The following is a 24195-nucleotide window of genomic DNA, read 5'->3' as shown; positions in this document are numbered from 1 at the left end:
CCAAGGTCTATTCGTATTTAAAAGAAGATATACTAGAATAATCAGAACCTAGGTAGGTGAAGAAAATGAGCAAAAGGATAAGTAGTGTAATTGGCTGGATTTTACTTATAGTAATAGGTGTTTCTTGGATTTCATTCGGCTATTCAAGTTGGTTCTTATTGCTAGTCCCATTATCGTATATTAGCTTTACAATTAGCGACGGCAGCATTCAAAAGTTAAGAAAGCTGTCTATATCTCAAGTTGTTTTAATTTTATTTGCGCTGGCGGTATCAGTCGCTATTGTATTCGGTTTAATTCAGTTGGCAAATTACGTTATTAATGATCAACTACATCTGACAGGAACAATTAAGACATTTAGTCAGATTGTTGCGATTCTGATTGCGTTGTATCCTATTAAGTTTTTATTTGGTAGCCTCGTGTACAAAGTCTACAAAAATTCGAATTCGACTAATCACTAGGAGGTATGTATGTGGAATTGACAAAAGAAGTTTCAAATACTAGAAAACCGTATTTTCTTAGCTTACTCCTCACCAGTAGTCTGTCTGTTGTTACATATGTAATGATCCGATTTGTCACATTCCAATACTTTGATAGCTTTTGGACAAATTGGGTACTATTTGTATCCTTTACTATCATTGCGTTCATGGTCTGGCACAGAATAGATCCACTTCGGGGCGACGGGACACGGAATAAATGGATCACACGAGCAGTAGGCATTGCGGTTTTTCTAGTTCTTGCTTTTGTAATTGGCTTCTAGTATTTGTGAGATACCGTCTTGGAAAATGAAGGAGTTTGATAAAAAATGTCTAAAAATTTAATTTTGTTAACTGCTGGAATTTTATTTGGTTGGATCATAATTAGTATTTTCACAAAAAATTTTGACGGAGATTTCTTACTCATACTATTGCTAGGCGTTATCATGGGGTATGGGGTTGGTTATAAAGAGAAAAAAGAATAGCACTTTTTATTGCCTATAAGGAGGGGTAAAGTGGATGAATCAAAATGGAATATAGAAGAAGTGAAACGTCTTAAGAAAAAGCAATTGGTAGAATTCAATATAGGGATGCTCGTGATATTCGTTCTGTCCCTTCTTTATATAAAAGCGGCATGGCCACTTTCTACTGTCTTTGCATTAATTTGCGTGCTATTATGGTTTTTCTCTGTACACGCACTTTATATCCTCCTAACAGAAAAAACAACGGGCACCAAAACAAATCAACTTGTTCAGGCTTTTGATAGAGATCATTGGGGAAAGAAGCGCTGGAAGAGAAAAAAGATAACTGAGGTCATCATTCTTAGCGTCGTAAGCATTATGTTCACCGTATTTGTCTTTACAGTAGACACTGGCTCCGAAATGCTACAATTTTATAATCTCTTACCATTTATCGGAGCTTGGATCGGTTCTAATCTAGGGAATATCGTTAGAATTAGTAATTTGGACTAAGTAAATTAGTGTTGTATAAATTCTTGAAATTATAAGCAACTTGCAGAATAATAAAGTAAGTGACCGATGATGTTTTAGTGGAAAGAGATGCAATTCTTTAAAAAGAATTTGCATCTTTTTTACTAACATAGCCAATATGTGATACTACTAAATCTGGAGGATATGTGATGAAAGAAATTTTATTGCCGGGTGTTCACGTTACACTAAGGCCGATGAAAAAAGATGATGTGGAAGCCCTTTATAGTGTAGCGCAAGACGACCGGATCTGGACGTACATGACGAATCCCATGAAAACTCGACTGGATATGGAGAAATACATTCAAGCAGCTCTCCGTACAAAAGATCTTGGAAGCGAGTATCCTTTCGTAATTATTCATAATGAATCGGGCAAAATCATTGGTTCAACTAGATTGATGGATATAGTTTTGTCGCATAAGCGTTTAGAAATCGGAAACACGTGGTTGCATCCTGAGTTTTGGCAGACTTCCGTTAATACGGAGTGCAAGTATTTGCTGTTCACTTATTGTTTTGAGGAATTACAATTGAATCGTGTCCAACTGAAAACCGATCATGAGAATATTCGTTCCCAACAAGCAATTGAGCGGATTGGAGCTGTAAAAGAAGGTGTTCTTCGCAATCATATGATACGAGTAGACGGTACAATTCGTCACACTGTGATGTTTAGTGTGACCAAGGAACAGTGGGCAAGTGTGAAAGGAAGTATAGAAGACAAGATAAATTATATAAAGTGAATAGTTTAGGGGCGCAAAACGAGAATAATCTTCCCCTGCAATCAAAGTATTTTTGTGTCCGCAATCCTGCATTAGATCAAGCAAAGACGTTTTGAATTTCTAGCCGCTGACAATCATTGAACTCATCTGTAACATACCTTCATTCTTTAATTCGTGAAAAAGGATAATTCATTTATAAAATGAAAGTGAATCGGACATAGTGTGTTTACATGTATTAATGATCAAAAACAAATTGATTTACTTTTATGAAATAATCATTGGATGTTTTGATGAGTAAATCTCACTATGTTCATTCACAAGAAAATGTGATTGATGCTCTCCGGTAGTTACTATATCATACACTGTTGGGAGGGCAATCGATGAAAAAAGAGGAATTCATTAATTTACTAAAGGCTTCCATTAAAGGGATATCACAAATCATATTTATAGAAAATACAATAAGCGGCCTTCTAATTTTATTGGCTATTACCATCACTTCGTTACCACTTGGAATCATAGTGTTTTTGTCTGCTGTGATCGGTACATTGGTTGCAACAGTTGGCGGTGCGGACAAAACGTTGGTTAGTAAAGGATTGATGGGATATAATTCTGTGTTAACTGGTTTGGCGTTACAATCGTTTTTGACGGGTCCGAGTGCGTGGGTTGTCGCATTGATCGGCGCTGCAGTAGCTGCGATTTTCACTGCGACCTTGATGCATTTCATTGGCCACATAGGTATTCCGGTTTTAACGTTACCGTTCATCTTAGTCACTTGGTTTGTACTGCTGGAATCGTATAAATTCAAAAGCATTACATTGAGTGATGAATTAGTACCTCAAAGTTTAGCCAATTGGGAATTGCATGTAGCAGGTGAAATTAATTTGCTTGATGTGATTTTCAATGGAATCGGCCAAATCTTTTTCATTATTGAAACGATCCCTAGTATTTTACTGTTTCTTGCGGTTTTTTGGACCAGCAGAAAATTCGGTATTTATGCGATCATCGGCAATGCGGCCGCTTTCTTCACAGCACTTGCATTAGGCGGGGAGCATACGCAAATCGTGCTAGGTTTATATGGTTATAATGCTATTTTAACTATTCTCGCGGTATCTGCAGTGTTCAACACGAAGGAAAATCGCTACGCCCCGATTACCGGCGTGCTTGCTGCCTGTATCACAGTGCCGCTGAGTGCAAGTGTCAGCATTTGGTTATTACCGTACGGGCTTCCTGCGTTAACGATGCCATTTGTACTGAGCACTTGGTTGATTTTAGGTGCTAGAAAAATCATGCCCAATTTATAATTACATGATTTGAACTAGCATAAAGCTTTATACGAGACAAACTAGCCCCGAAGTAGAATAATAGGTAAGTTAGTAAGTACACGCAATAATTTAAACAGGAGGTTTTTATGCTTAAGTGGAATAAAAACATGCTGATCGTGCTACTAGTACTTATAGTAGCGATCGCAGGATGCAACAAAAAAGAAGAGGTTAAAGAAGCAGATACAGCGAAAGAAAATCGACTTGTATATGCATCAGAAGAAGAATTCGAAGGGTTGAATCCGATTTTGGAGGAAACAAATTTAGACGCTTTGTTATTTCGCGGTTTAATGCGATTTGATGAAAACAATAAAGTCGTTACCGATATCGCCGATTCATTCGACATGTCCGAAGATCAACTCTCGTATACTTTCACATTAAAAGAAGGCATTACATTCCATGACGGTGAAGAGCTTACAGCGGATGATGTGGTGTTCACGATTGAAAGTATTATGGATGATCAAACGGCCTCGTTCTTGAAATCCGATTTTGAAGAAGTGGATTCCATTAAGAAAGTGGATGACTACAAAGTGGAAATCAAGTTAAAACAACCATTCACCCCTTTATTGGATAAATTAACGGTACCTATTCTCCCGGCACATGCATTTGAAGGTGTCGATATGAGAACAGCAGACTTTAATAGCCATCCAATTGGGGCAGGACCATATATGTTCGATAAATGGGATCGTGGCAACGCGTTAACATTACAAGCGTATAGCGACTTTTTCGGAACGAAGCCTTCCATTGAAAAAGTACTATTCAAGTTCATTCCAGATAGCAACGTACGTGCACTTCAATTAAAGTCGGGCGAAGTGGATGTTGCTTTGCTAGATCCTGTGCAAGTAGAAAATCTGGAAAAAGAAAAGAATTTAACGATTTACGATATAGAATCTGCGGATTACCGTGGCGTATTGTTTAATATGAATGTAGATCTTTGGAAAGATGTCAATGTACGTAAGGCGTTCAGTTATGCGACTGACCGCGAACAAATCGTCAAAGGAATCTTAAAAGGACATGGCTCCGTCGCCTATTCACCACTACAGAACCATGAATTCAATAATGATCAAGTGGAAAAGTACACGTACGACGTAGATCAGGCGAAATCATTACTGGAAGAATCAGGATGGAAAGTAGAGAAAGATGGTTTCCGTTATAAAGATGGAGAAAAACTAACCTTTACGATTACTACACCTGCCAGTGATTCCGTTCGTGTGAACATGGCGAATTATATTGCGGAAGGATTCACTGAAATAGGTGCAGATGTACAAGTCGCTGCACTTGATTGGAGCGCCATTACGATTGAAGACACGGAAGCGTTCATGGTTGGTTGGGGAAGTCCGTATGACGCGGATCACCACACGCACATCTTATTCCATTCGGATGAATCCAGCGTAACGAGCACTGGGTATAACTATGGTAGTTATTCGAATGAAAAGGTAGATGAACTGCTTGCGAAAGGACGTACAACAACAGATCCAGAAGAACGTAAACAGATCTATATGCAGTTCCAAGAAGAACTTGCGAACGATCCAGCATTTGATTTTATTGCGTATGAAAATGCTGTCTATGGGATCAATAAAGATCTCAGTGGCGTGAAAGAACGAATTTTGGGTCATCACGGATCCGGTTTCCTCTGGAATGTGGAGGAGTGGAAGTGGAATGACCGCTAAGTGGGTAGGGAAGCGCATGGCGATGGGGATAATTGTCCTCCTCATCGTGAGCTTCCTTTCTTTTTTTATTATGCAAGCCGCCCCAGGTGATCCCGCTGCCGCTTTTTATGGTGGCAATGCACAGACACTCACAACAGCTGAAAAAGAGCGGATTACGCATGCATTTGCATTGGATCAACCGGTTGCTTATCAGTATGTAGCGTGGCTAGGAGAGACCGTAAAAGGGAATTTTGGTACTTCGTATAAAGAAGGTAGGCCAGTTTCTACTATTTTGATGGAAAGACTACCAAATACTTTACTGTTATTTTGTGTAACGATGTTTTTCATTATAGCCGGCTCTATCTGGCTCGGTACAGTAGCAGGGATGAAGGAAGGTTCTATTTGGGATAGAGGACTTTCCACATTCAGTATTGCGACGTCGTCCATCCCTGCTTTTTGGCTGGGGATTTTATTCATCTACTTCTTTTCAGTGAGTTTAGGTATACTTCCTTCTTCTGGTTCGAGTGATGTAAGTGGACATGGCGGGTTGAGCGATACGATTCGTCACCTAATCATGCCTGCAAGTGTAATGATTTTAACGCATGTCGGAATCTATGCGCGTTTTCTCCAGGAAGGCATTAAGAAAGAAAATCGACAATACTATGTGAAAGTGGCACGCGCAAATGGTGTTAAAGAAGCAATCATTCGTAGGGGAATCATGCGTAACGCTGCGATTCCATACTTAAATTATATCGCTATCACCATCCCGTCGTTCTTTGGTGGTTCCATCATCGTTGAATCACTTTTCGGTTGGTCTGGACTGGGGCAACTGACCGTGAAAGCAGTCGTCACAAAAGATTTCCCCTTATTAATGGGAAGCGTTATGATTACGGGCGTCATCGTTGTCATTAGTTTATTTATATTGGATTTAGTCATGTACGCTATGGATCCGAAGTTGCGAAAAGGAGGCGTCCGGTAAATGAAGTCACGGAAAGCACTCTGGTTTTGGTACAGCTTACTTGGATTGATTGTCTTTTTGACAGTCTTTTCGAGTGTACTCGCCCCGTTCGGATCCAATGAAATGAATATGGATGAAGTGTATAGCGCCCCGAGTGGTGATCACTGGTTAGGTACGGATCATTTGGGTCGTGATGTGTTTACTCGCTTACTTGAAGGTGGGAGAGTCACGCTAGCGGTTGCCGGCGGTTCGGTTATTTTATCGTTGATCATCGGAATTGTGTACGGTGGGATTAGTGGCTATTTTGGCGGTGTAATTGATACTGCGATGATGCGCTTGTTAGAAGCATTGATCACAATTCCTTCACTTGTCATTATTTTGGCGTTTCAAGTGTTTATGCAAGGCGGCATGTGGGGCATGGCGCTCATCATCGGATTGACGGGCTGGCTTGTTACAGCGAGAATTGTACGTTCAGAATTCATTCGACTAAAAGAAGCGGAGTTTGTGAAAATGGCTACTATGTTTGGGACGCCTGTATGGAAAATACTGTGGGGCCATTTACTACGCAATAGCGTACCTGCTATTTTCGTCATTACGCTCTTCAACTTCGCAGCAGCTATTTTTACGGAAGTATCGCTCAGTTTTCTAGGAATCGGTATTCCTCCTGCGATTCCATCCTGGGGCAATATGTTATATTACGCGCAAAATGATATTTTAATTGGCGCTTGGTGGATCGCATTATTTCCGGGAATTATGATTTTCTTGACCATTCTTTCAATCAATTTTATTGGAGAGGCGTGGAAAGACCCAGAGCGGAGGCGAGTGAATGATTAGTGTTAGCGATCTATCTATACAAATAAGTGATCAACCAATTATAGACCGTGTAGAATTTACGATTCCGCGTGGTAAAATCACTTCATTAATCGGTGAGAGTGGTAGTGGGAAGAGTATGACGGTTTCTGCCATGCTAGGACTGTTGCCGGCGAATGCGAAGGTAAGTGGGAAAGTCTTGTATGACGGTCGAAATTTACTGAGTGAGCCGGCTCAGGTAATGGAAAGCATACGAAAGAAAGATATTTTCACTATTTTTCAGGACGCAGCAAACAGTTTTAATCCGTCTGTCAAAATGGGAAATCAACTGTATGCATTTTCTGGTGGTCGTGTAGGCGATGCGAAAGATGTATACGTTACGAAAATGTATGTAATTCTAGAAAGTTTAGGACTCACTTTAGATATTGTCGAACAATATCCATTTGAATTATCGGGGGGCATGTTACAAAGATGCATGATTGCTTGCGCGTTTTATGTAGAACCTGCGTTACTCATAGCGGACGAGCCTACTTCTGCACTCGATATGGTGCTGCAAAAGGAATTCATTGAATTAGTGACTAACTTAAATGAAGAACGCGGGACGACTATTCTTCTCATTACACATGACCTCGACATAGTCGCTGAAGCAGCCCATGCGATGGCCGTAATGCAGCGAGGACAAGTAGTGGAAACAGGGACGGTAGAAGCGGTTTTTGCGCAACCTGCTCATGCGTATACGAAGCGATTGCTTGCGAGTCGTTTTTAGAGGAGTGGATGATCGATGTTAGAATTAGTGAACGTGTCGAAGAGCTATCGCCATAGAGTTGAGACGAAGAAAGCGTTGGACAGTGTTCATTTGACTGTGAATACAGGTGAGATTGTAGGACTCGTTGGGGAGAGTGGGAGTGGAAAAAGTACGCTTGCGCGTGTCGTGATGCAGCTCGAATCAATAGAATCCGGCTCAATTTTATTCAATGGTCAAACCGTTACCCGTAAAAACAGAAAATCATTTTACGAAGCCAGTCAATTAATTTTCCAAAATGCAGCAGCTGCGCTGAATCCCTCGTGGACAGTCCGTGAAATATTGCTCGAACCTCTTCGTACGATGAAGGGAGATCGTGAAGCGCATATTCGGCACATGCTCACGCGAGTAAAACTATCAGAATCACATTTACAACGTTACCCATCAGAATTAAGTGGCGGTGAACGTCAACGTGTCAACTTGCTTCGATCACTATTAGTTGAACCGAAGTTATTGATTTGTGATGAAATTGTATCGAACTTGGATCGGTTAATTCAAAAAGAAATCATTGATTTACTTCTAGAACTAAACCGTGAAATGAGAATGACAATATTATTTATCGCGCACGACCTACAAGCCGTTATGTATATGTGTAATCGCGTGTATGTGATGAAAGATGGGGAAATCATAGACGAGAGTACGAAAACAAATGGAGAATTCCACTTTTCGCATTCGTATTCCAAACAGTTATTTGACTCCGTGTTAGGTAGTCGGATAAAAGCTCAAATAAACGAAAGCCTCTGACGAATTGGTTGGGGGCTTTTTTGTTGATGTTAGACCCGTGTTTCGGCTAAGAATGTACTGTTTAGGGTTTTGGGGGCTATGTGAAACCTTTCATTGTATACTAGTAAAATAGTAGAATAACAGAAAAATGGAGTGAATAGATGATGTTTTTTAAACGGATGAATAAGCAAGAATCGGTAAACAGTAAGCGCGCTGCTGAAGCAGGTTTTATTACCTATATGCTTCTCACAGCTATTAACTATTTCTGTTATTTATTTATAGAACAAACGTTTCTCTCTCCAACTTTAATTTTCTGGAGTGGATTGGTCGTATTCTTTGGGTATGGTTTACTCATCAATAGCAAAGAAAAAAGTAAATAGATCAACTTTAAAATACTCCCAATAGAATTGGACTGATTTGATAGTGAAAAAGAGACTTCTGTCTGCATTGATATTACTTTTAACTATAATGAGTTTTATTTGGTTTCAAAATAATTCCATCACAATTTCCCAAACCGTCATTCGCTCAGAGAATCTTCCTGCCAATTTTGATCAATTCAAGATTGTTCATTTGTCTGACCTCCACAATAAAAGCTTCGGACATAATCAGCAGCGATTAGCGCGGAAAATCAATAAGCTTCAACCTGATATCGTCGTCTTTACCGGCGATCTTATTGACAGTAAAAGAGCAGGAGATCGAGCGAGCTTACAATTAATGAAAGAGCTAACTTCTTCTGTTCCCGTGTATTACGTATCAGGAAACCATGAGTGGTGGTCAGGGAAATTTGATGCGCTAGAACAATCATTGAAAGCGGCCGGTGTACACGTTTTGCGAAATGAACATGCGATAGTAGAAAAGAAGAATGAAAAAATTTACGTGGCGGGCATTGATGATCCGGCACATAACAGTGAAGGTTTTGCAGAACGAGAAATCGCAAAGACTGACCTTATTCACTCGTTAGAAGGAATGGAAGAAGATCCTTTCACTATCTTATTGATGCATCGTCCAGAGTTACTGTCACTCTACGCGACGTTCGATTTGGATCTGGTGTTTGCAGGTCATGCGCACGGAGGGCAAGTTAGGCTTCCATTTATAGGTGGAGTTGTAGCGCCCAATCAAGGATTTCTACCAGAATATACCGCTGGAAGACACGAACTGGATCAAACACAAATGATCGTAAGCAGAGGGCTTGGAAACAGTATCATCCCGTTACGGGTGTTCAATCGTCCCGAGATCGTGGCGGTTACGTTAGAAGTAGTGAAAGAATAAAGAGTATTAGTAAATAAAAACGTACTTGTCTACGAACAAAAATGAGTGAGTAAACATTCATGTTAGTTTCGTATTCAGGTACTTTTTAATCTTGTCCATACTAATAAGTATCACTATATATAGAATGGAAGCGTTGATGTATATGAGTAGTATCTATTACTATATACCAAAAGTACGTATAACTACATACCATTAGTCTGTATTGCTATATACAAGTAGATAGTATTACAGTATACTATAATTAAGTAACACAACTTACCGGTAAGAAGTTATACATAGTACTATTTCAAAACTTAAAAATTAATGTGGTTTTACAAGTTATTCATGAAATTTCGTAGGAGGAAGTTATGGAAAATATTACTGAAATGTTGAAAGGTGTGCTTGAGGGGTGTGTCTTGGAAATCATTAATCGAGGGGAAACATACGGCTACGAAATCACTCAACAGCTGCGAGAACTTGGATTCACCGATATAGTGGAAGGCACAGTCTATACGATTACTGCGAGACTCGAGAAAAACCATTTAGTGATGATCGAGAAAAAACCATCTGTTATTGGACCACCAAGAAAATTTTATACTCTCAATGCAGCAGGAAGAGAACGACTTAAAAATTTTTGGGTTAAGTGGGAATTTGTTTCGGGGAAAATAAACGAACTTAAACATAATGAAGATGTAAACTATGAGTTTTTTTGAAACAACATAAAAGTACCTGTGCACAATACTCACCAGAGTTATGTGCACAGGTACTTTTTAAGTTATAACTTGATTCCCAGTAGTCTTTTTCTGTGTAAATCCACCAAGGAACAGCTTTCCATGTGGTAGGAACTTTTGAATAATGATAGAAAATACGATAGGTACGAATAAACCGAATGCTGTGAATCCGATAACCCCATAGGTGAAGTAATCATTTAACAAAATATCCGTAAAGATGTGTAAATACATAATCGTTAATGAGTGTTTTTCGATTTTTTGTAGCCAATTTAACGAAAGATAAGCAGCGGCTTGTTGGAACACGCCAACTAACACCAAAGTGAATGAGAGCGGAATAACCAAGTCTAGAATAAAATGATCGTAACGTAAAAATTTCATACTCAAGTGATAATCAATAATTTGACTATTATCGAGTACGATCGCCGCGACACTTACGAGCGCTCCTGCGATCAACCATTTCTTTGTCACGTTCATCCAAAAGTTTTTCATATAATATCCAAGTGAAAAGTACACAACGGCCATTAATGCCACATCGATATTCCAAATCATTGGGATCGTTTGAGACGCAGTAGAAGGTGCTCCTCCAATTACATGCATCGCAAATAAACTTTCGAAGTGTGCAATCGTATAGAAGATCGCCAAAATCATGATTTGCTTTGTTCGATTAAAGTATTTAGTCATCCATAAGAAGAATAAATACGTAAAGAAAAGGGTTGTAACGAACCAGAAGACGCCGTACGCACCACGCACAAAACGACCACCGACCACAAGTGTCCAGATGTCATGTACATACCATGATAAATCTAAGTTGCCAGAACCGATCTCTATCCCATAGCGAATAAACGTTATACTCACTAAGAAAAATAAATACGGAACAATCAACTGCATAAATCGCTTGTGAATTGTGGGTTTTATTAAGCCTTTTTCAATTACAGGCTTAAAAAATAAGCCGCTTAAAATAAAGAAGGCGGGCATGTGAAACCAATAGATGTATTTAACGAGAGGGAAATCAAGCTCACCTGGAAAATGACCGATTACGACAAGGATCATTAAAAAACCTTTGGTGACATCTACCCAAGATAAACGTTTATTCTTCATAATCAAGCTCCTCAAGAAAACTAACGCATGTCTATATTGTACAACCAATCGATCAGTAAAAATGAAATGTAATCGAAATGACTCAAGAATGTAAGCTGGCTGTAAATACGTTGGATTCATTTGGTGATTTATTACGGTTGACTGATTAATCAGACTGCCGGATCAGTATATAATGTCTTTTACCTGATATGTTTTGTCAGAACAGCTTGTAATCTTTCATTCAACATCAATATAATAAGAAGTACGTGTTTTAGGTCATAATTTTATGAAGTCTTAGTGCATAGAACAAGTACTCTAGTATATTTTAGGACGTGATGTAAATTTTCTACGCTGTAATTTTATTTATAGTAGCGGGGTTGGCTGAGATTGGCGGAGGCTATTTAATTTGGTTGTGGTTAAGAGAAGGCAGACCTTTTTACTGGGGAATAGGTGGAGGAATTATTCTAGCACTATATGGTGTGGTCGCTACGTTTCAGCATTTCCCGTCATTCGGGAGAGTATATGCTGCATATGGCGGTGTCTTTATAGTCCTATCCGTTTTATGGGGATGGGGAGTGGATAAAAAAGTGCCGGATTTATATGATTGGATAGGTGCTGGCATATGCGTAATAGGGGTTGCCATCATATTGTTCGCTCCACGGCATTAAATACATACCGTTTTCCATTTTACATAATAAATGAATTGTCAACATGTCTTCACGAAAAATTAAAACGCCTGTAGAACACATTTTTATGAATGGGTTCCACAGGCATGTTTTTATTTCTCTTGTTCCTTCGCAAATTCCATAAACATCCGTAATTTCTCGGATACCTTGCCATAGACCGTATCTTCATCATACTCTCCAAGTTCATTCGGTTGTCCAGCCGCTATACCGGTTAAAATTTCTATTCCTTCTTCAATCGTTCGCACTTTATAAATATGGAATTGTCCTTCACGTACAGATTCAATGATTTCATCGTTTAGCATTAAGTTCTTCACGTTTTGGTGAGGGATGAGTACGCCTTGCTTGCCTGTAAGTCCTCTATTTTTACATACATTATAAAAGCCTTCTACTTTTTCATTCACGCCACCTATTGGTTGGATTTCGCCATTTTGATTGACGGAGCCGGTTACAGCCAATCCTTGATCGATTGGAATTTCTGCTAGGCTAGACAAAATCGCATAAAGCTCTGTACTTGAAGCGCTATCTCCATCTACGCCGCCATAAGACTGTTCAAACGCGATGTGTGCAGTCAATACTAATGGATACTTTTGTGCAAACTTTTGTCCTAAATAGCCACCTAATATATAGACACCTTTATTATGCGTATTGCCACTCAACTGGCTTTCCCTTTCAATATTGACAAAGCCTTTTTTGCCCATAAAAGTGGTAGCCGTAATACGTGAAGGTTTGCCGAATTGGTATTGTCCTAAGTTGTAAACAGCCAAGCCATTCACTTGTCCAATTTTCCCTCCGTCCGTATCAATTAGAATACTCCCTTCATCGATGCTCGCTTGAATCTTTTCCTCATATAAATTGGAGCGATATCTTTTTTCTTCAATTGCCTTTTCAATATGCACTTCGGAAACTAGGTCATCTCCCATTATGCTGGCCCATGCATCCGCCTCGTAAATCAATTCGACTTGCAGATTAAATCGTGTGGATAATTTGCGTTGATCACCCGCAATACGTGAGCTGTATTCTATAATCTTTGCGACAGCGGAAGGGTCAAAATGTCGCAGTCCGTGCTTTTTACAATGCGTGTGAATAAAGCTAATCAATCCTGCAATATTCTCTTGGTTGTATTTCATTTCTACATCAAAATCTACGCGTATCTTAAATAATTTACGGAAATCTTCATCGTGTTGATAAAGGGCTTGATAAATATTCATATTGCCAATGATAATAATTTTTACATCGAGTGGAATGGGATCTGGGTTTACCGATGCTGTCGCAATTATACTAGCATGCTCGCCTATATTTTCAATTTGAAGTTTATGAATTAATAATGCTCTTTTTAAACCTTCCCATGCTTGGCTCTTTGAAAAAATATCTTTCGCTTGAATGAGAAGATATCCGCCATTTGCGTCATGTAAGTAGCCAGGTTTTATCTTCGTGAAATCAGTGCTCATGACACCCATTCGGTTTTCATATTCTACTTTACCGATCAGATTATAAAAAGTAGGGTTATCAGCTGTTATTACGGGCATACCTGTAGTATCGCTATTATCAACGAGTACGTTGATTGTATACTTATTAAGTGCTTGGTTTTCGTCTTTAAACAGATTACCTAACTGCTTTTCATCTTTTTTCGTTGGATTCGGCAGGAACACTTGGAAATTATTCGCTAAATCTTTTCTGACGGTTTTTAAATAACGAACGACTTCTGGACAGTCTTTATAGTCTTTTTTTAGCTCATCAATGTGAAAATCGATTGTCGTAATGGCCGTCTGATGGTCAAATCCTGTTAATGATTTCTTCAACTCCTGCTCGAAATGGAGTATAGTTTTCGTCGCTTCCAATATGATTTCCTGTAGTTTGGCAGAGTTTTCTTCAATAGCAGCTCGTTGTTGATCATCTAAAGCGCCGTAGGCTTCTTCGGTTATTGGTTGTCCATCTTCGCCCATCGGAATGGTAGCGACTGTTGAGTCACTTTGTTTCAGTATAAATCCATTCTCTGTAGCTATTTCATTTGTTTGTTTATATACTAGGTCCATTTTTTCTTTATATTTCTGGATGATGGATGTACGATTTTTTTGTCGGTTGTTTTCACTAAACGCATTCGGAATATCTACTTTTAAATCATTTAATAGCTGCTCCATCGATTTTTTGAGTTGATTGCCTAATCCGACAGGAAGCTTCAATACTTTAGGTTTGTACTCATCCTCGAAGTTATTGACATAACACCAATCAAAAAGTTTAGCTTCTTTTTTTGAAAAGTCCTGTACTACGGTAGTAACAAAAGAAGTTTTTCCGACACCTTCTGTCCCTGCGACATATAGATTATATCCGGGTTTATTGACATGCAAGCCGAAATTCATCACAGATCGTGCCCGTTGTTGACCGATAATATTCGTCAGCTTTTCTACATGTTCCGTAGAGTCGAATGAAAATACGGAGTAATCTACTACCTTCTTCAAGTCATTCGGTTGTAATTCAGCTTTTCGTTTAATGGACTCTTCATTGAAATTTGTCAATTACACTCACCTCACTCGTGATTTTATCTTTACTTTGTTTATACCCTATATGTAGGTGCTACACGCAACAATCAGACAATTTATTTTTTCATGAGTAGTGTTTATAGGAAATATACTAGCAATAGTCGATAAGATCGTTCGAATTGAAGCTATTTAATTTGGATATTAGACAATAAAAAAGACAGTTCGGGAAATTCTCGAACTGTCTTGTCGTTAGGGTGTTCTTATGTATACCAATAACTTAACTTCTATGGTTAGGAACAAATTCCTTGTGCTCTGTTCAATAAATGATCCAGTTTGTGACTACATTTTACAACACTCGGATGTGTAAATCCAAAACGATTTGCTTTATTGTACATAACCATTCTATTTACTTTGATTCTAATCAACAGCCAACTCATTTTAATTTTTTTATTCATTTCTATTCCTCCAACTATATATTACGCTTCAATTATGCAGAAATTTTCTAGTTAGTAAAGAAGCAACGTCTACATCATATTAAACGCATAATGAAAAGCATGTCGGATTTTGGTTCGCAATTTAATTATTGTGGAATTATGACAGCACTGTGAATGATAACTGACTAATTAAACATCTTAAGCTGTACTACATGTGAAAGGTAAGTGTAATTCGGACAAATTGTTAATGTGCTAACAATTTAAAAACATTTTTAAACTCGATGTATGATATTTTAAAAAATGCTCATTCTATTGTCAGAAGGAGGTGGACAACATGCCAAACAACAACAGCAGCAACAACTCAAACCAACTTTTAGTTCCAGGCGTACAACAGGCGATCAACCAAATGAAGGAAGAAATCGCTAATGAATTCGGTGTAAACCTTGGACCAGACTCCACATCGCGTGCCAACGGATCCGTCGGCGGAGAAATTACAAAGCGATTAGTGCGTCAGGCTCAATCACAAATGAACGGTAATATGGAATAACAGCAGTAACCAGCCAGATTAGCATATGAAAAATCATGAGCACTATACGCTTTGATTTCTCAAAAAACGAAAAGACGACGATTCATTCGATTGCGAATGGATTGTCGTCTTTTTTAGTATGTGGTTTTTTAACACAATCCCCATAACCTTTACTTCCAATAATTATTCGCTGCTGAAATCGTCTGGAAATGAACAGCGATGACATGTGATGCTTTAGTTAAGCTATCTGCATTTTCTGCATACTCAGGGCGTAGTTTTTCCCTTACTTCCGGAGATGTTTGTGTGTAAGCGACTCCTTTTCTAGCCAATGTGATAGCCAGTTCAAAACCTTCTTGCGGTGTGTCTGTTTGTAAACTTGTAAGCCAGTTCGCCATTGTAATTCCTCCCTTTTAGCTATAATACTAAGTTGACTAATAATTTCGTTAAATTAATATTAACATAATTATTTTGATAAGTAGAATTTATTTAAAATTATACAGTACATATTTTCAGATAGTTGATACGCTGAATATACTTGCGAAAAACAAAGCTCATTTAGTATTTTGATAATAGATTAATTATTCAGATAATGATATAATGAATGTAAAATAACGGAGGGATGTTCAAATGAAACGCTGGATACGGTTAATAGTCGTCATCCTGTTTGTCGGTTTGCTATTCCCCAATGTACTATCATCAAAAGTTAGTGCGTTAGATGATGTAAAAGGAGATAATCATTTCGTTAATAGTTTTGCTGCTAAAGACGGAAGCAATTACTATGTAAATAGAGGACATCTAGAGGATATGACACTGGGTATATATAAGGTCAGTAATGATATGAAGAAGTTTCGCTTGATCAAGCAAGGAAACTATACCAATATCCAATTATATAAAAACACGATGGTTATATTTAATGATGATGTAAATAAGCTGCAGCGGTTTTCTTTTGATGGGACCCTCGTTAGGGAATATCCTCAAGTGACCAGTAGCAACTTCTTGATTGATCACGATAGAATTTATTATCATACAGGGCGCAATGTTTTTGAGATCAATATAAACGGTCAAGGAAATAAGCATCTGTATACATCCGAAGGCACCATTCAAGAATTCTCGGTCCACAACGGCTGGCTCTACTATACGTACTTGATACCTACTGTTCCTCTGCCCTATGACTATTCAATGAGTTTTGCCAGATTCAAAATATCTACTCCTCAACAAGTCGTTCCAATCATTAGTAAAGTAAGTAACATTGATTCAATAATTGTTCGGGATGGGTATATTTATTCCGTTATTCATCAAACCTCTACAATGAATGGCAGATATTTGTACCGAATGAATTATAGCGGTGACTTCTTACAACGCATATCTACTGTTGACACGACTGCATTATTCATTGGCACAAAATACGTGTATTTCGTCGATAACACCGGAACCTATAGACAGTATTTCTATCGAATGGATAAGGATGGAAAGAATGCCGTGAAGGTAGGAGATTTGACCGGTTCCAAGCTTAGCGCAGAGTACCATAACGCAGCCTTTTATTTTGAAATTCAAAATGTTCAACAAGATACTTTTTATTTGCGTAGAATTTTACAGACGCGCTGAAGTCTCTAGTTTTATAATAAAGCCTCCTTACGAGCGTAGGGAGGTTTTGTTGTGCTGCGTGTAATTTTAGTTGAATCATATGCTTCACCAGGACCTACTACTTCAGAACGTTCACCAAGTCATAGTAAATCTTCGGGTTCTGGATTCTAAGTTTTAAACAATAGGTAAAGCTTGTGGTAGTAGTTTAAAATGAAAAAGATTATATATAGCAGTTCAGTGAAATAAATCGGTCTCACGTGATTTCGCCAAAAGATGGTCGCTTGCTTTATTCATTTTTTCTTTGAATAAAACACCGAAACTAATTAAGGCTATTCCAACGACCGCTAAAAACAGCATATCTTTTAAAGCACGTGCCCAGACGATTCCGCCAACTGCCTCTCTCATCAGATCAATTGCGTACGTAAAGGGTAAGAAAGGATTGATCCACTGGAAAAAGGAGGGGAGAAGCATAATCGGATACGTGCCACCTGAACCTGCAATCTGCAGCACGAGTAAGACGATAGCCATTGCTTTACCAACATCTCCGAAAACTGAAACAAGCGTATAGACGATCGACATGAACACTACGCTGATCAAAACACCAAATAAAATGAATAATACCGGCTCTTTGACTGTGACACCCAGTAGCACCAAATCTCCAATCGTCACGATGAGTGTCTGTATACAACCAATTAAACCGAAAGTAAATAACCGACCTACATAAATTTGTCTTGATGTGAATGTACCTTCCCGGCTAATATCCGTGGATAGTAAGGAAATTAACAATAAACAACCGACCCAAATCGAAAGCACTGTATAAAACGGTGTCATTCCCGTTCCATAGTTTTCGATTGGAAATAGCTTCGTTTCTTTCAGTAGAATTGGTTCCTCAAAGAAGCTGCGTTCTGCTTGCGGATCATTTCGCAGTAAATCAATAATTTCATTAATATCCGTTTCGCCTTGAATGTCTTTGATGCGATTTGCGAGCTTGTTCACCTTACCATATACGTATGGGTATTGATTTAGCGCGTTCTCGACTTGTTGTTTACCTTGCGTCAAGTGTTGATCCGCACTAAGTAATGTTTGCTGTACTTTAGGAATGGAGGCTTGTACTTCTGTCAGTAGCGTTTTGGCACTAGTTAATGTTTTCAATGCCCCGGATATTTGTTTGCGAATGTAAGGTTCTATCGTGTCGCTATATTCTTTTAGGAATGAACTGCCTTGGATGGTTGTGTTTTCAGCAATCTTTTGCAAGTCATTTAGACTATTGCGTAGCTGTTCTTCTTCACCTTGCACAAGCGTGTCCATTGTGCGTGCATGTTGTTGAATTTCATTTAGCAAATTCTTTAGATTATCGATTTTAAGTAGAGCGGCGTCTGTTGCAGCCGATTGTTCACCATTCAATTGTTCAGCTACATTCTTTATATTCAGAAGGTCTAGCTCAAGGCCTTCTAGTTTTTCCATACTGCCTGTTACGCGATCGTCCACTGCTTGTTTCGCACGATTCCATTCAGTAAAGTCAAGTGATAATTGCTGAATTTGTTTGAGGAAATCGTTCGTTTCATTCGTAATAGCAACTATTTTCTCCAAATCTGTTCTAATACGCGGTGCAGCCGCTTCTAGTCGATTCTGCGCTGTTGTCAGCTGATCGATCGTATCGTTTATCGTTTTTAGTCCTGAATTCGTAGTGCGTTTCGCCTCAGGCAGTAGCTGTTGCGCTTTGTTGATGATGTGCTGCGCAGAGTTCGCATCCGTCACGATTCCTTCTAGCGTCTGATGAATCGTAGGTAATTGCTTCTGAATGTCAAAAATATATTGTTCGAATTTCTGAATGTCAGGTAAATCCTTCTCGATTTCTATTCCCAGTTCATTAAATAAATCGAGTACTACGCCATTCACAGTAGAAATAAAGCGGCGGCTTACTTTGTCGACAATGACAGAAGCGCCTTTTTCTGTGATTTTTGGTGCGATAGAATTCAACTTTTCATTGACGAAGTAATGAATTTCTGCTTTTTCAGGCTCACCTGAAGTGACTGTCGCCAATTTGCTGGAGAAATCTTTTGGAATAAAAATCGCCGCAAAATAGTCACCATATTCTACACCGTCCATCGCTTCTTGGCTTGTGGTGAACGACCAATCCATCTCTTTATTATTTTGTAACGTTTTGATCAATTCTTCACCGACATTAATGTGTTTGTCACGTACCATCGCGCCTTCATCTTCATTGACAATCGCCACAGGCAATTGGTCAGTGTGGCCATAAGGATCCCATGTTGCGTATATATTTAGCCAAGCATAAAGATGGTAAAATGGTCAGTCCGCCAATCAAAAGGGCGGCAACCCAGTTTTTACCGATGTGTTTCAAATCCAATTTAAATATATTCCAGCTTGTTTTCATGATTGTGACTCACTCCAGTAGCTCTTTTTATTAGCTATTGTGCCCATAAAAATGCTAGTTCAACTGAATTTTTATGATTCAAACAGAATAGGATGTATCTTAAAAAGCTTTAAGGATTAAGTTTTGTATACTAAACTGGAGAAACTGCGAAAAAAGACTTGTTACCTGTCAACGTAGATATTTTTTAATCATCTTCATTCATTCTTAAGAAATTACCACTATTAAACTTCAGACTTCTACTTCATAATGAATAGCATAGGCAGGTGTATACATGAAGAAGCTGATATTGGTCCTACTCATCTGTTTAGGAATCTATGCAGTCGTCACGCAATGGAACGACGTACAAATAATAGATGACAATTGGAGCGCCACTTCCAAAGCTATGATTCTTTTAAACGCAGAGACAGGTGAAGTGTTATATGAAAAAAATAGTAAAAAACCTTTACCGATCGCAAGCATGACCAAGTTAATGACGCAATATATTGTCTTGAATACGATTAAGAATGGGATGATCTCCTGGGAAACCACTTATCAACCAAGTGCCACTGTGCTAGATATGGCACAGTTTGCGAGCGCTTCTAAACTAGGGATGAAAGCAAATGAAAACTATACAGTACGTGAACTTTTTACTGCGATGACCGTCATTTCAGCAAATGATGCAGCTCTTGCGTTGGCTGAGATCGTGGCAGGAACGGAAGAAAATTTCGTTGCGATCATGAATGAACAAGCACGCGCCTTTAGATTAAAGAAAACGGTTTTCTTCAATCCACACGGTTTGGATGGCACTTATCTCGGTAGAGGCGAGAACAAGAACAACTTAGCGTCAGCTCACGAAATGGCAATCATGGCAGATCGGCTTATTAAAAAGCATCCTGAAGTACTCGAATTCACCCGCATGACGCACTTCATGTCTAGAGACGGAATGAAGATGTGGAATACAAATTTACTGTTACCGGGTATGCGCATGCAAATGGATGGCATTGATGGATTGAAGACGGGGTATACCGATGCGGCAGGTTCTTGTTTTACAGGAAGTGGAATCTTCAATGGACAGCGTGTGATTACTGTTTTGATTGGAGTGGAAGAAGTCGACGGAAACAATTCAGAGCCGCGTTTTAATGTAACGAGGGAACTGATTACTCGTTATGTAAAATGATGTACTGTATATGTTGGAACATAATAAAAGAATAATAAAAGACTATCCGAGCCTGATTAGGTTGGATAGTCTTTTTTTAGAATAAGAGAAATTACAGAGTCGATTTTGTAACACCGTAAGTACACGACTCCCATCTAAAAGCAATCGCAAAGTAGATTACTGTACTTTTTATGAAATGCCTGTTAATCTAATAAGGATAAACATTATCTACGTTAGAAATCAATAGACTTATCGCGAATATATACTCATGAAAGGGGATGATGGAATGCAAATGAAAACCGGAGTGGAACAATCCTTATATGCCATTCTCATCCTGAATTTGCTGCCAGATAGAGCAGTATTACCAGGTGAAGCAATTAGTCAACAACTTCATGCATCGCCAACATATACGCAGAAAATATTGCGGAAATTAGTCAGCGCGGACTTGATCACATCTGTTCCTGGAGTGAAGGGTGGATTTAAGTTAAATAAAAAGCCTGAAGAGATTTGTGTATATGATATTTATCTAGCGATTGAAGGCAAACAATCACTTTATTCTCCAAGTGGCGTTTTCCATGACATGCTTAACGTAGAAGAAGATCGTGACTGTGCATTAATCGCTTTAATGACAGAAGCCGAAAATTCGTGGAAATCTATTCTAAAACGCGAAACGGTTGCGTCACTCTATGAGGGAATAAATAAAGACTATAATCCGAAAGTACAAGCACTGCAAGAATGGCTGAAGGTAAAAATGGTGTGAACATCAATAGGATTGTCCGTTAGGTGGAATTACGATGAAATCATTTCAATCGCATCAAGGCTTCGTGCGCACATTTAAAGAAAATACATTAACATTGGGCATTACATTCCCTATGGATCTTGCTGTTGATTATCATATGCCACTGGATCTAGCCGAACAAATGAAGCTGGCCAAGCAAGCTGAAGATGCGGGATTTGCGGCATTGTATGTCAGAGATTCGCCTCTTTACGATCCGAACTTTGGAGATAATGGCGTCAAGCATGATCCATTTCAACTTCTCGCATTTGTAAGTGCGCATACAAGTAAAATCGCGCTAGGCACAGCAAGTGTCGTCACGACGTTGCGGCACCCACTTCACTTGGCGAAATCAGCTGCTTCATTAGATGATATATCTAACCAGCGCTTATTACTGGGTGTTGCCACTGGCGATCGGCCAATTGAATTCCCAGCATTTAAAGTGAACCGAGATCAACGTGATGAATTGTTTAGAGAGTCTGTAGACGTAATGAAAACATTATGGAAAGAATCTTTCCCTACGATCCAGTCTGAACGTGTTGGACTCGAAGCAGGTGATGTGATTCCTAAGCCATTAGTATCTAAAATTCCGATTTTAGGTACCGGGTATTCCGGACAAACGATCGAATGGTTAGCTAAGAATACAGACGGTTGGATGTTTTATGCCCAAGAAGCCAATCGCCAACAAGAGTTGATCAAGCTATGGCGTCAAGCGACAACTGAATTTAAACCGTTCATACAGCCCCTAACTATACATTTATCAGACAAACCCAATGCGTCGCCTAGACCGATTCCAATAAAAGTTGGCTTCACATCGGGTCACCAGTTTTTAATCGATTATTTGTATGCACTACAAGATATCGGAGTCAACCACGTCGTTCTGGCAATTCGTAACGAAGACCGTCCGATAACAGAAGTGATACAAGAGCTGCAAGAATTTGTCGTACCACATTTTAGTGCACATAATAAAAAATAAATGAAAATGAGGGATTTACATGATTAATCAATTAGGTCGTATTAATGAATTAGCTAAAAAACAGCGTGAAGAAGGCTTAACAAATGCTGAAGTAGTGGAGCAGACAGTATTGCGTCAAGATTACTTACGTGAAATCCGTGGGCAAGTCATGGGCACATTTTCAGGTTTAACCGTCATCGATCCGCTTGGAAATGATGTCACACCCGAAAAATTACGTGAAACAAAGCTAAACTAAACGTGTAGGGCTATAGAAAGGGTGTATAGAATGAATGATTATTTGGTAAAAGCGGTAGCTTATCAAAATCAAGTGCGCGCGTACGCTGTGAACTCAACTACAACTGTAGCGGAAGCACAGCGACGACATGCGGCTTGGCCAACAGCCGCAGATGCCCTTGGACGTTCAATGACTGCTGGTTTAATTCTAGGCTCTATGTTAAAGGGCGAGGAGAAAATATCAGTAAAAATTAACGGTGGCGGCCCACTCGGTACAATTATTGTGGCTTCGAACGCCAAAGGTGAAGTTCGAGGATATGTCTCGCATCCCCAAACCGACGTAGAATTGAACGAAGTCGGAAAGGCAGTCGGCACAAATGGATTGCTAACGGTCTCAAAAGACGTGGGGCTAACATATCCTTTCGTAGGACAAATCCCACTCATTTCCGGGGAAATTGGAGAAGACTATACATCGTATCTTTCTAAATCTGAACAAACCGCATCTGCTGTCGGAGTTGGCGTGTTAGTAAATCCTGATAATACGGTGAAAGCGGCAGGTGGCTTCATCATTCAACTCATGCCAGGCGCAGATGAAGAAGTGATGAGTAAGATTGAAGAACGCATGAAAGTAATTGCGCCACTCTCTTCCATGATCGAAGAAGGCAGTACACCCGAACAAATACTTGAGCACGTGTTAGGTCCGGAACATGTCACCGTGTTAGAAAGCATGCCCGTTCAATTTCAGTGTCAATGCTCTATGGAGCGAATCACTAATGCGATTATCAGCTTAGGTAGCGAAGAAATTGAAGACATGATTCAAACAGATGGACAGGCCGAAGTGAATTGTCATTTCTGCAATGAAACCTATCACTTCGATACTGAGCATTTGGAAGCACTGAAAGAAGTCGCTTTATAAAGAAATGAAAAATGAGCATCTGAATGAGAAACTACCATGTTTTGTAAACATGGAATATTTCATTCAGCTGCTTTTTTATATTGATTCTAATTCGTCCATATGAGTAGTTCTTGAGACAATTGATATTAATGATAGAATAAATTAATCGCCATAAAAGCAAAAGGTTCAAAAAAGCTGGAATAAAGGGAGATGATTTTATGTTTTACTATTTACCGTTCTTTTCCTTACTTATATTTACTGCTGTAATCAGCGCCGTCGTTGGCTTTTTATTTCATGAACTCACTACCAAACTACTACGTTCTAACGTAAGCCGATTCATCGCAGGAGCAGGTGTATCCATGCTCGTCAGTGGTTTTATCACTAAGTTATTGCGATTTGATAATTGGTATTACTACCTAGCTACAATCTCGTTGACGTTCGTGTTATACGTCATTTCAATTAGATCATTAACTAAAAGTAACAAATAAGGTTCTTCATAGTAAATTTTCCTGTAAAACTTTTCACTTGCTAACTTGAAAACAATGTATGCAATACATTGTTTGGCGATTCTGGAATTGAAAGAAACGAGTAAAGAACGGAAACT

29 protein-coding genes are annotated in these 24195 nt (G+C 39.0%); 23 read left to right on the top strand and 6 right to left on the bottom strand.

Annotated elements, in window-relative coordinates; genetic code table 11:
- The first annotated feature begins 65 nt into the window (after positions 1-65).
- From SporoP32a_RS01330 to SporoP32a_RS01270, 14 genes are all read left to right on the top strand, one after another.
- Positions 66-458: a disulfide bond formation protein DsbD gene (locus SporoP32a_RS01330; protein WP_085426268.1), complete on the top strand. Its 393-nt coding sequence runs from the start codon at positions 66-68 to the stop codon at positions 456-458.
- 11 nt (positions 459-469) lie between these two features.
- On the top strand, positions 470-757 hold the full coding sequence (locus tag SporoP32a_RS01325; protein ID WP_085426267.1) for a hypothetical protein: 288 nt from the start codon (positions 470-472) through the stop codon (positions 755-757).
- Between the two features lie 45 nt (positions 758-802).
- Positions 803-958, top strand: coding sequence for a tRNA U-34 5-methylaminomethyl-2-thiouridine biosynthesis protein (locus tag SporoP32a_RS16645; protein WP_157129912.1), 156 nt, complete (start codon positions 803-805; stop codon positions 956-958).
- A 30-nt stretch (positions 959-988) separates the two neighbouring features.
- Entirely contained in the window at positions 989-1444 is a 456-nt protein-coding gene (locus SporoP32a_RS01320) for a hypothetical protein (protein ID WP_085426266.1), read from the top strand.
- 167 nt (positions 1445-1611) lie between these two features.
- Positions 1612-2196, top strand: a complete 585-nt coding sequence (locus tag SporoP32a_RS01315; RefSeq protein ID WP_085426265.1) for a GNAT family N-acetyltransferase — start codon at positions 1612-1614, stop codon at positions 2194-2196.
- Between the two features lie 359 nt (positions 2197-2555).
- Positions 2556-3476, top strand: a complete 921-nt coding sequence (locus tag SporoP32a_RS01310) for an urea transporter (RefSeq protein WP_085426264.1) — start codon at positions 2556-2558, stop codon at positions 3474-3476.
- Between the two features lie 107 nt (positions 3477-3583).
- Positions 3584-5164 carry an ABC transporter substrate-binding protein gene (locus tag SporoP32a_RS01305; RefSeq protein ID WP_085426263.1) on the top strand — a complete coding sequence of 527 codons (1581 nt, stop codon included), beginning with the start codon at positions 3584-3586 and terminating at the stop codon, positions 5162-5164.
- Positions 5154-6122, top strand: a complete 969-nt coding sequence (locus SporoP32a_RS01300) for an ABC transporter permease (RefSeq protein WP_085426262.1) — start codon at positions 5154-5156, stop codon at positions 6120-6122. Before SporoP32a_RS01305 ends, SporoP32a_RS01300 begins: the two co-directional genes overlap by 11 nt.
- The gene (locus tag SporoP32a_RS01295; RefSeq protein WP_085426261.1) at positions 6123-6935 is read left to right on the top strand and encodes an ABC transporter permease; all 813 of its coding nucleotides are present in this window, start codon (positions 6123-6125) and stop codon (positions 6933-6935) included. It abuts the gene before it with no gap.
- The gene (locus SporoP32a_RS01290; RefSeq protein ID WP_085426260.1) at positions 6928-7677 is read left to right on the top strand and encodes an ATP-binding cassette domain-containing protein; all 750 of its coding nucleotides are present in this window, start codon (positions 6928-6930) and stop codon (positions 7675-7677) included. The genes SporoP32a_RS01295 and SporoP32a_RS01290 overlap by 8 nt, the downstream gene beginning before the upstream one ends.
- A 15-nt stretch (positions 7678-7692) precedes the next feature.
- Positions 7693-8457, top strand: coding sequence for an ABC transporter ATP-binding protein (locus tag SporoP32a_RS01285; protein WP_085426259.1), 765 nt, complete (start codon positions 7693-7695; stop codon positions 8455-8457).
- Positions 8458-8615: 158 nt separating this feature from the next.
- Complete coding sequence (locus SporoP32a_RS01280; RefSeq protein ID WP_157129911.1) at positions 8616-8816, top strand: hypothetical protein; 201 nt, start codon at positions 8616-8618, stop codon at positions 8814-8816.
- 88 nt (positions 8817-8904) lie between these two features.
- The gene (locus SporoP32a_RS01275; protein WP_085426257.1) at positions 8905-9705 is read left to right on the top strand and encodes a metallophosphoesterase; all 801 of its coding nucleotides are present in this window, start codon (positions 8905-8907) and stop codon (positions 9703-9705) included.
- 347 nt (positions 9706-10052) lie between these two features.
- Complete coding sequence (locus tag SporoP32a_RS01270; protein WP_085426256.1) at positions 10053-10397, top strand: PadR family transcriptional regulator; 345 nt, start codon at positions 10053-10055, stop codon at positions 10395-10397.
- 57 nt (positions 10398-10454) lie between these two features.
- On the opposite strand, the gene SporoP32a_RS01265 is transcribed toward SporoP32a_RS01270, so the two are convergent.
- On the bottom strand, positions 10455-11513 hold the full coding sequence (locus tag SporoP32a_RS01265) for an acyltransferase family protein (protein ID WP_085426255.1): 1059 nt from the start codon (positions 11511-11513) through the stop codon (positions 10455-10457).
- Positions 11514-11833: 320 nt separating this feature from the next.
- Here SporoP32a_RS01265 and SporoP32a_RS01260 point away from each other — a divergent pair, with 320 nt between their 5' ends.
- Positions 11834-12160, top strand: a complete 327-nt coding sequence (locus SporoP32a_RS01260) for a YnfA family protein (RefSeq protein WP_085426254.1) — start codon at positions 11834-11836, stop codon at positions 12158-12160.
- Between the two features lie 110 nt (positions 12161-12270).
- Here SporoP32a_RS01260 and SporoP32a_RS01255 read toward each other — a convergent pair whose 3' ends face one another.
- Both SporoP32a_RS01255 and SporoP32a_RS01250 read right to left on the bottom strand, forming a co-directional pair.
- The gene (locus tag SporoP32a_RS01255) at positions 12271-14691 is read right to left on the bottom strand and encodes an ATP-binding protein (protein WP_085426253.1); all 2421 of its coding nucleotides are present in this window, start codon (positions 14689-14691) and stop codon (positions 12271-12273) included.
- A gap of 254 nt (positions 14692-14945) precedes the next feature.
- Entirely contained in the window at positions 14946-15050 is a 105-nt protein-coding gene (locus SporoP32a_RS01250) for an aspartyl-phosphate phosphatase Spo0E family protein (protein WP_420542309.1), read from the bottom strand.
- A gap of 373 nt (positions 15051-15423) precedes the next feature.
- Here SporoP32a_RS01250 and SporoP32a_RS01245 point away from each other — a divergent pair, with 373 nt between their 5' ends.
- The gene (locus SporoP32a_RS01245) at positions 15424-15636 is read left to right on the top strand and encodes an alpha/beta-type small acid-soluble spore protein (protein ID WP_085426251.1); all 213 of its coding nucleotides are present in this window, start codon (positions 15424-15426) and stop codon (positions 15634-15636) included.
- A gap of 149 nt (positions 15637-15785) precedes the next feature.
- Here the strand turns inward: SporoP32a_RS01245 and SporoP32a_RS01240 are convergent, their stop codons facing one another.
- Complete coding sequence (locus tag SporoP32a_RS01240; RefSeq protein ID WP_085426250.1) at positions 15786-16010, bottom strand: hexameric tyrosine-coordinated heme protein; 225 nt, start codon at positions 16008-16010, stop codon at positions 15786-15788.
- Positions 16011-16242: 232 nt separating this feature from the next.
- On the opposite strand from SporoP32a_RS01240, the gene SporoP32a_RS01235 reads away from it, so the two are divergent.
- Positions 16243-17220: a DUF5050 domain-containing protein gene (locus SporoP32a_RS01235; RefSeq protein ID WP_085426249.1), complete on the top strand. Its 978-nt coding sequence runs from the start codon at positions 16243-16245 to the stop codon at positions 17218-17220.
- 213 nt (positions 17221-17433) lie between these two features.
- Here the strand turns inward: SporoP32a_RS01235 and SporoP32a_RS01230 are convergent, their stop codons facing one another.
- Together SporoP32a_RS01230 and SporoP32a_RS17415 are read right to left on the bottom strand one after the other, a co-directional pair.
- Positions 17434-19443, bottom strand: coding sequence for a YhgE/Pip domain-containing protein (locus SporoP32a_RS01230; protein WP_335696116.1), 2010 nt, complete (start codon positions 19441-19443; stop codon positions 17434-17436).
- A gap of 4 nt (positions 19444-19447) precedes the next feature.
- Entirely contained in the window at positions 19448-19597 is a 150-nt protein-coding gene (locus SporoP32a_RS17415; RefSeq protein ID WP_335696115.1) for a hypothetical protein, read from the bottom strand.
- 271 nt (positions 19598-19868) lie between these two features.
- On the opposite strand from SporoP32a_RS17415, the gene SporoP32a_RS01225 reads away from it, so the two are divergent.
- The 6 genes from SporoP32a_RS01225 to SporoP32a_RS01200 all read left to right on the top strand — a co-directional run bounded on the left by SporoP32a_RS01225 (position 19869) and on the right by SporoP32a_RS01200 (position 24079).
- Positions 19869-20753: a D-alanyl-D-alanine carboxypeptidase family protein gene (locus SporoP32a_RS01225; protein ID WP_085426248.1), complete on the top strand. Its 885-nt coding sequence runs from the start codon at positions 19869-19871 to the stop codon at positions 20751-20753.
- 265 nt (positions 20754-21018) lie between these two features.
- Positions 21019-21492, top strand: a complete 474-nt coding sequence (locus SporoP32a_RS01220) for an RrF2 family transcriptional regulator (protein WP_085426247.1) — start codon at positions 21019-21021, stop codon at positions 21490-21492.
- Between the two features lie 34 nt (positions 21493-21526).
- Positions 21527-22483, top strand: a complete 957-nt coding sequence (locus SporoP32a_RS01215) for an LLM class oxidoreductase (RefSeq protein WP_085426246.1) — start codon at positions 21527-21529, stop codon at positions 22481-22483.
- Between the two features lie 19 nt (positions 22484-22502).
- Entirely contained in the window at positions 22503-22718 is a 216-nt protein-coding gene (locus tag SporoP32a_RS01210; protein ID WP_085426245.1) for a DUF896 domain-containing protein, read from the top strand.
- Positions 22719-22748: 30 nt separating this feature from the next.
- Positions 22749-23612, top strand: coding sequence for an Hsp33 family molecular chaperone HslO (gene hslO, locus SporoP32a_RS01205; protein ID WP_085426244.1), 864 nt, complete (start codon positions 22749-22751; stop codon positions 23610-23612).
- A gap of 197 nt (positions 23613-23809) precedes the next feature.
- Entirely contained in the window at positions 23810-24079 is a 270-nt protein-coding gene (locus SporoP32a_RS01200; protein WP_085426243.1) for a hypothetical protein, read from the top strand.
- The last annotated feature ends 116 nt before the right edge of the window (positions 24080-24195 follow it).

Origin of the sequence: Sporosarcina ureae (assembly GCF_002109325.1) — a bacterium.
Lineage (GTDB): Bacteria > Bacillota > Bacilli > Bacillales_A > Planococcaceae > Sporosarcina > Sporosarcina ureae_C.
Note: the sequence above shows the minus strand (reverse complement) of the source record. Positions and strands in the feature narration are given on the sequence as shown.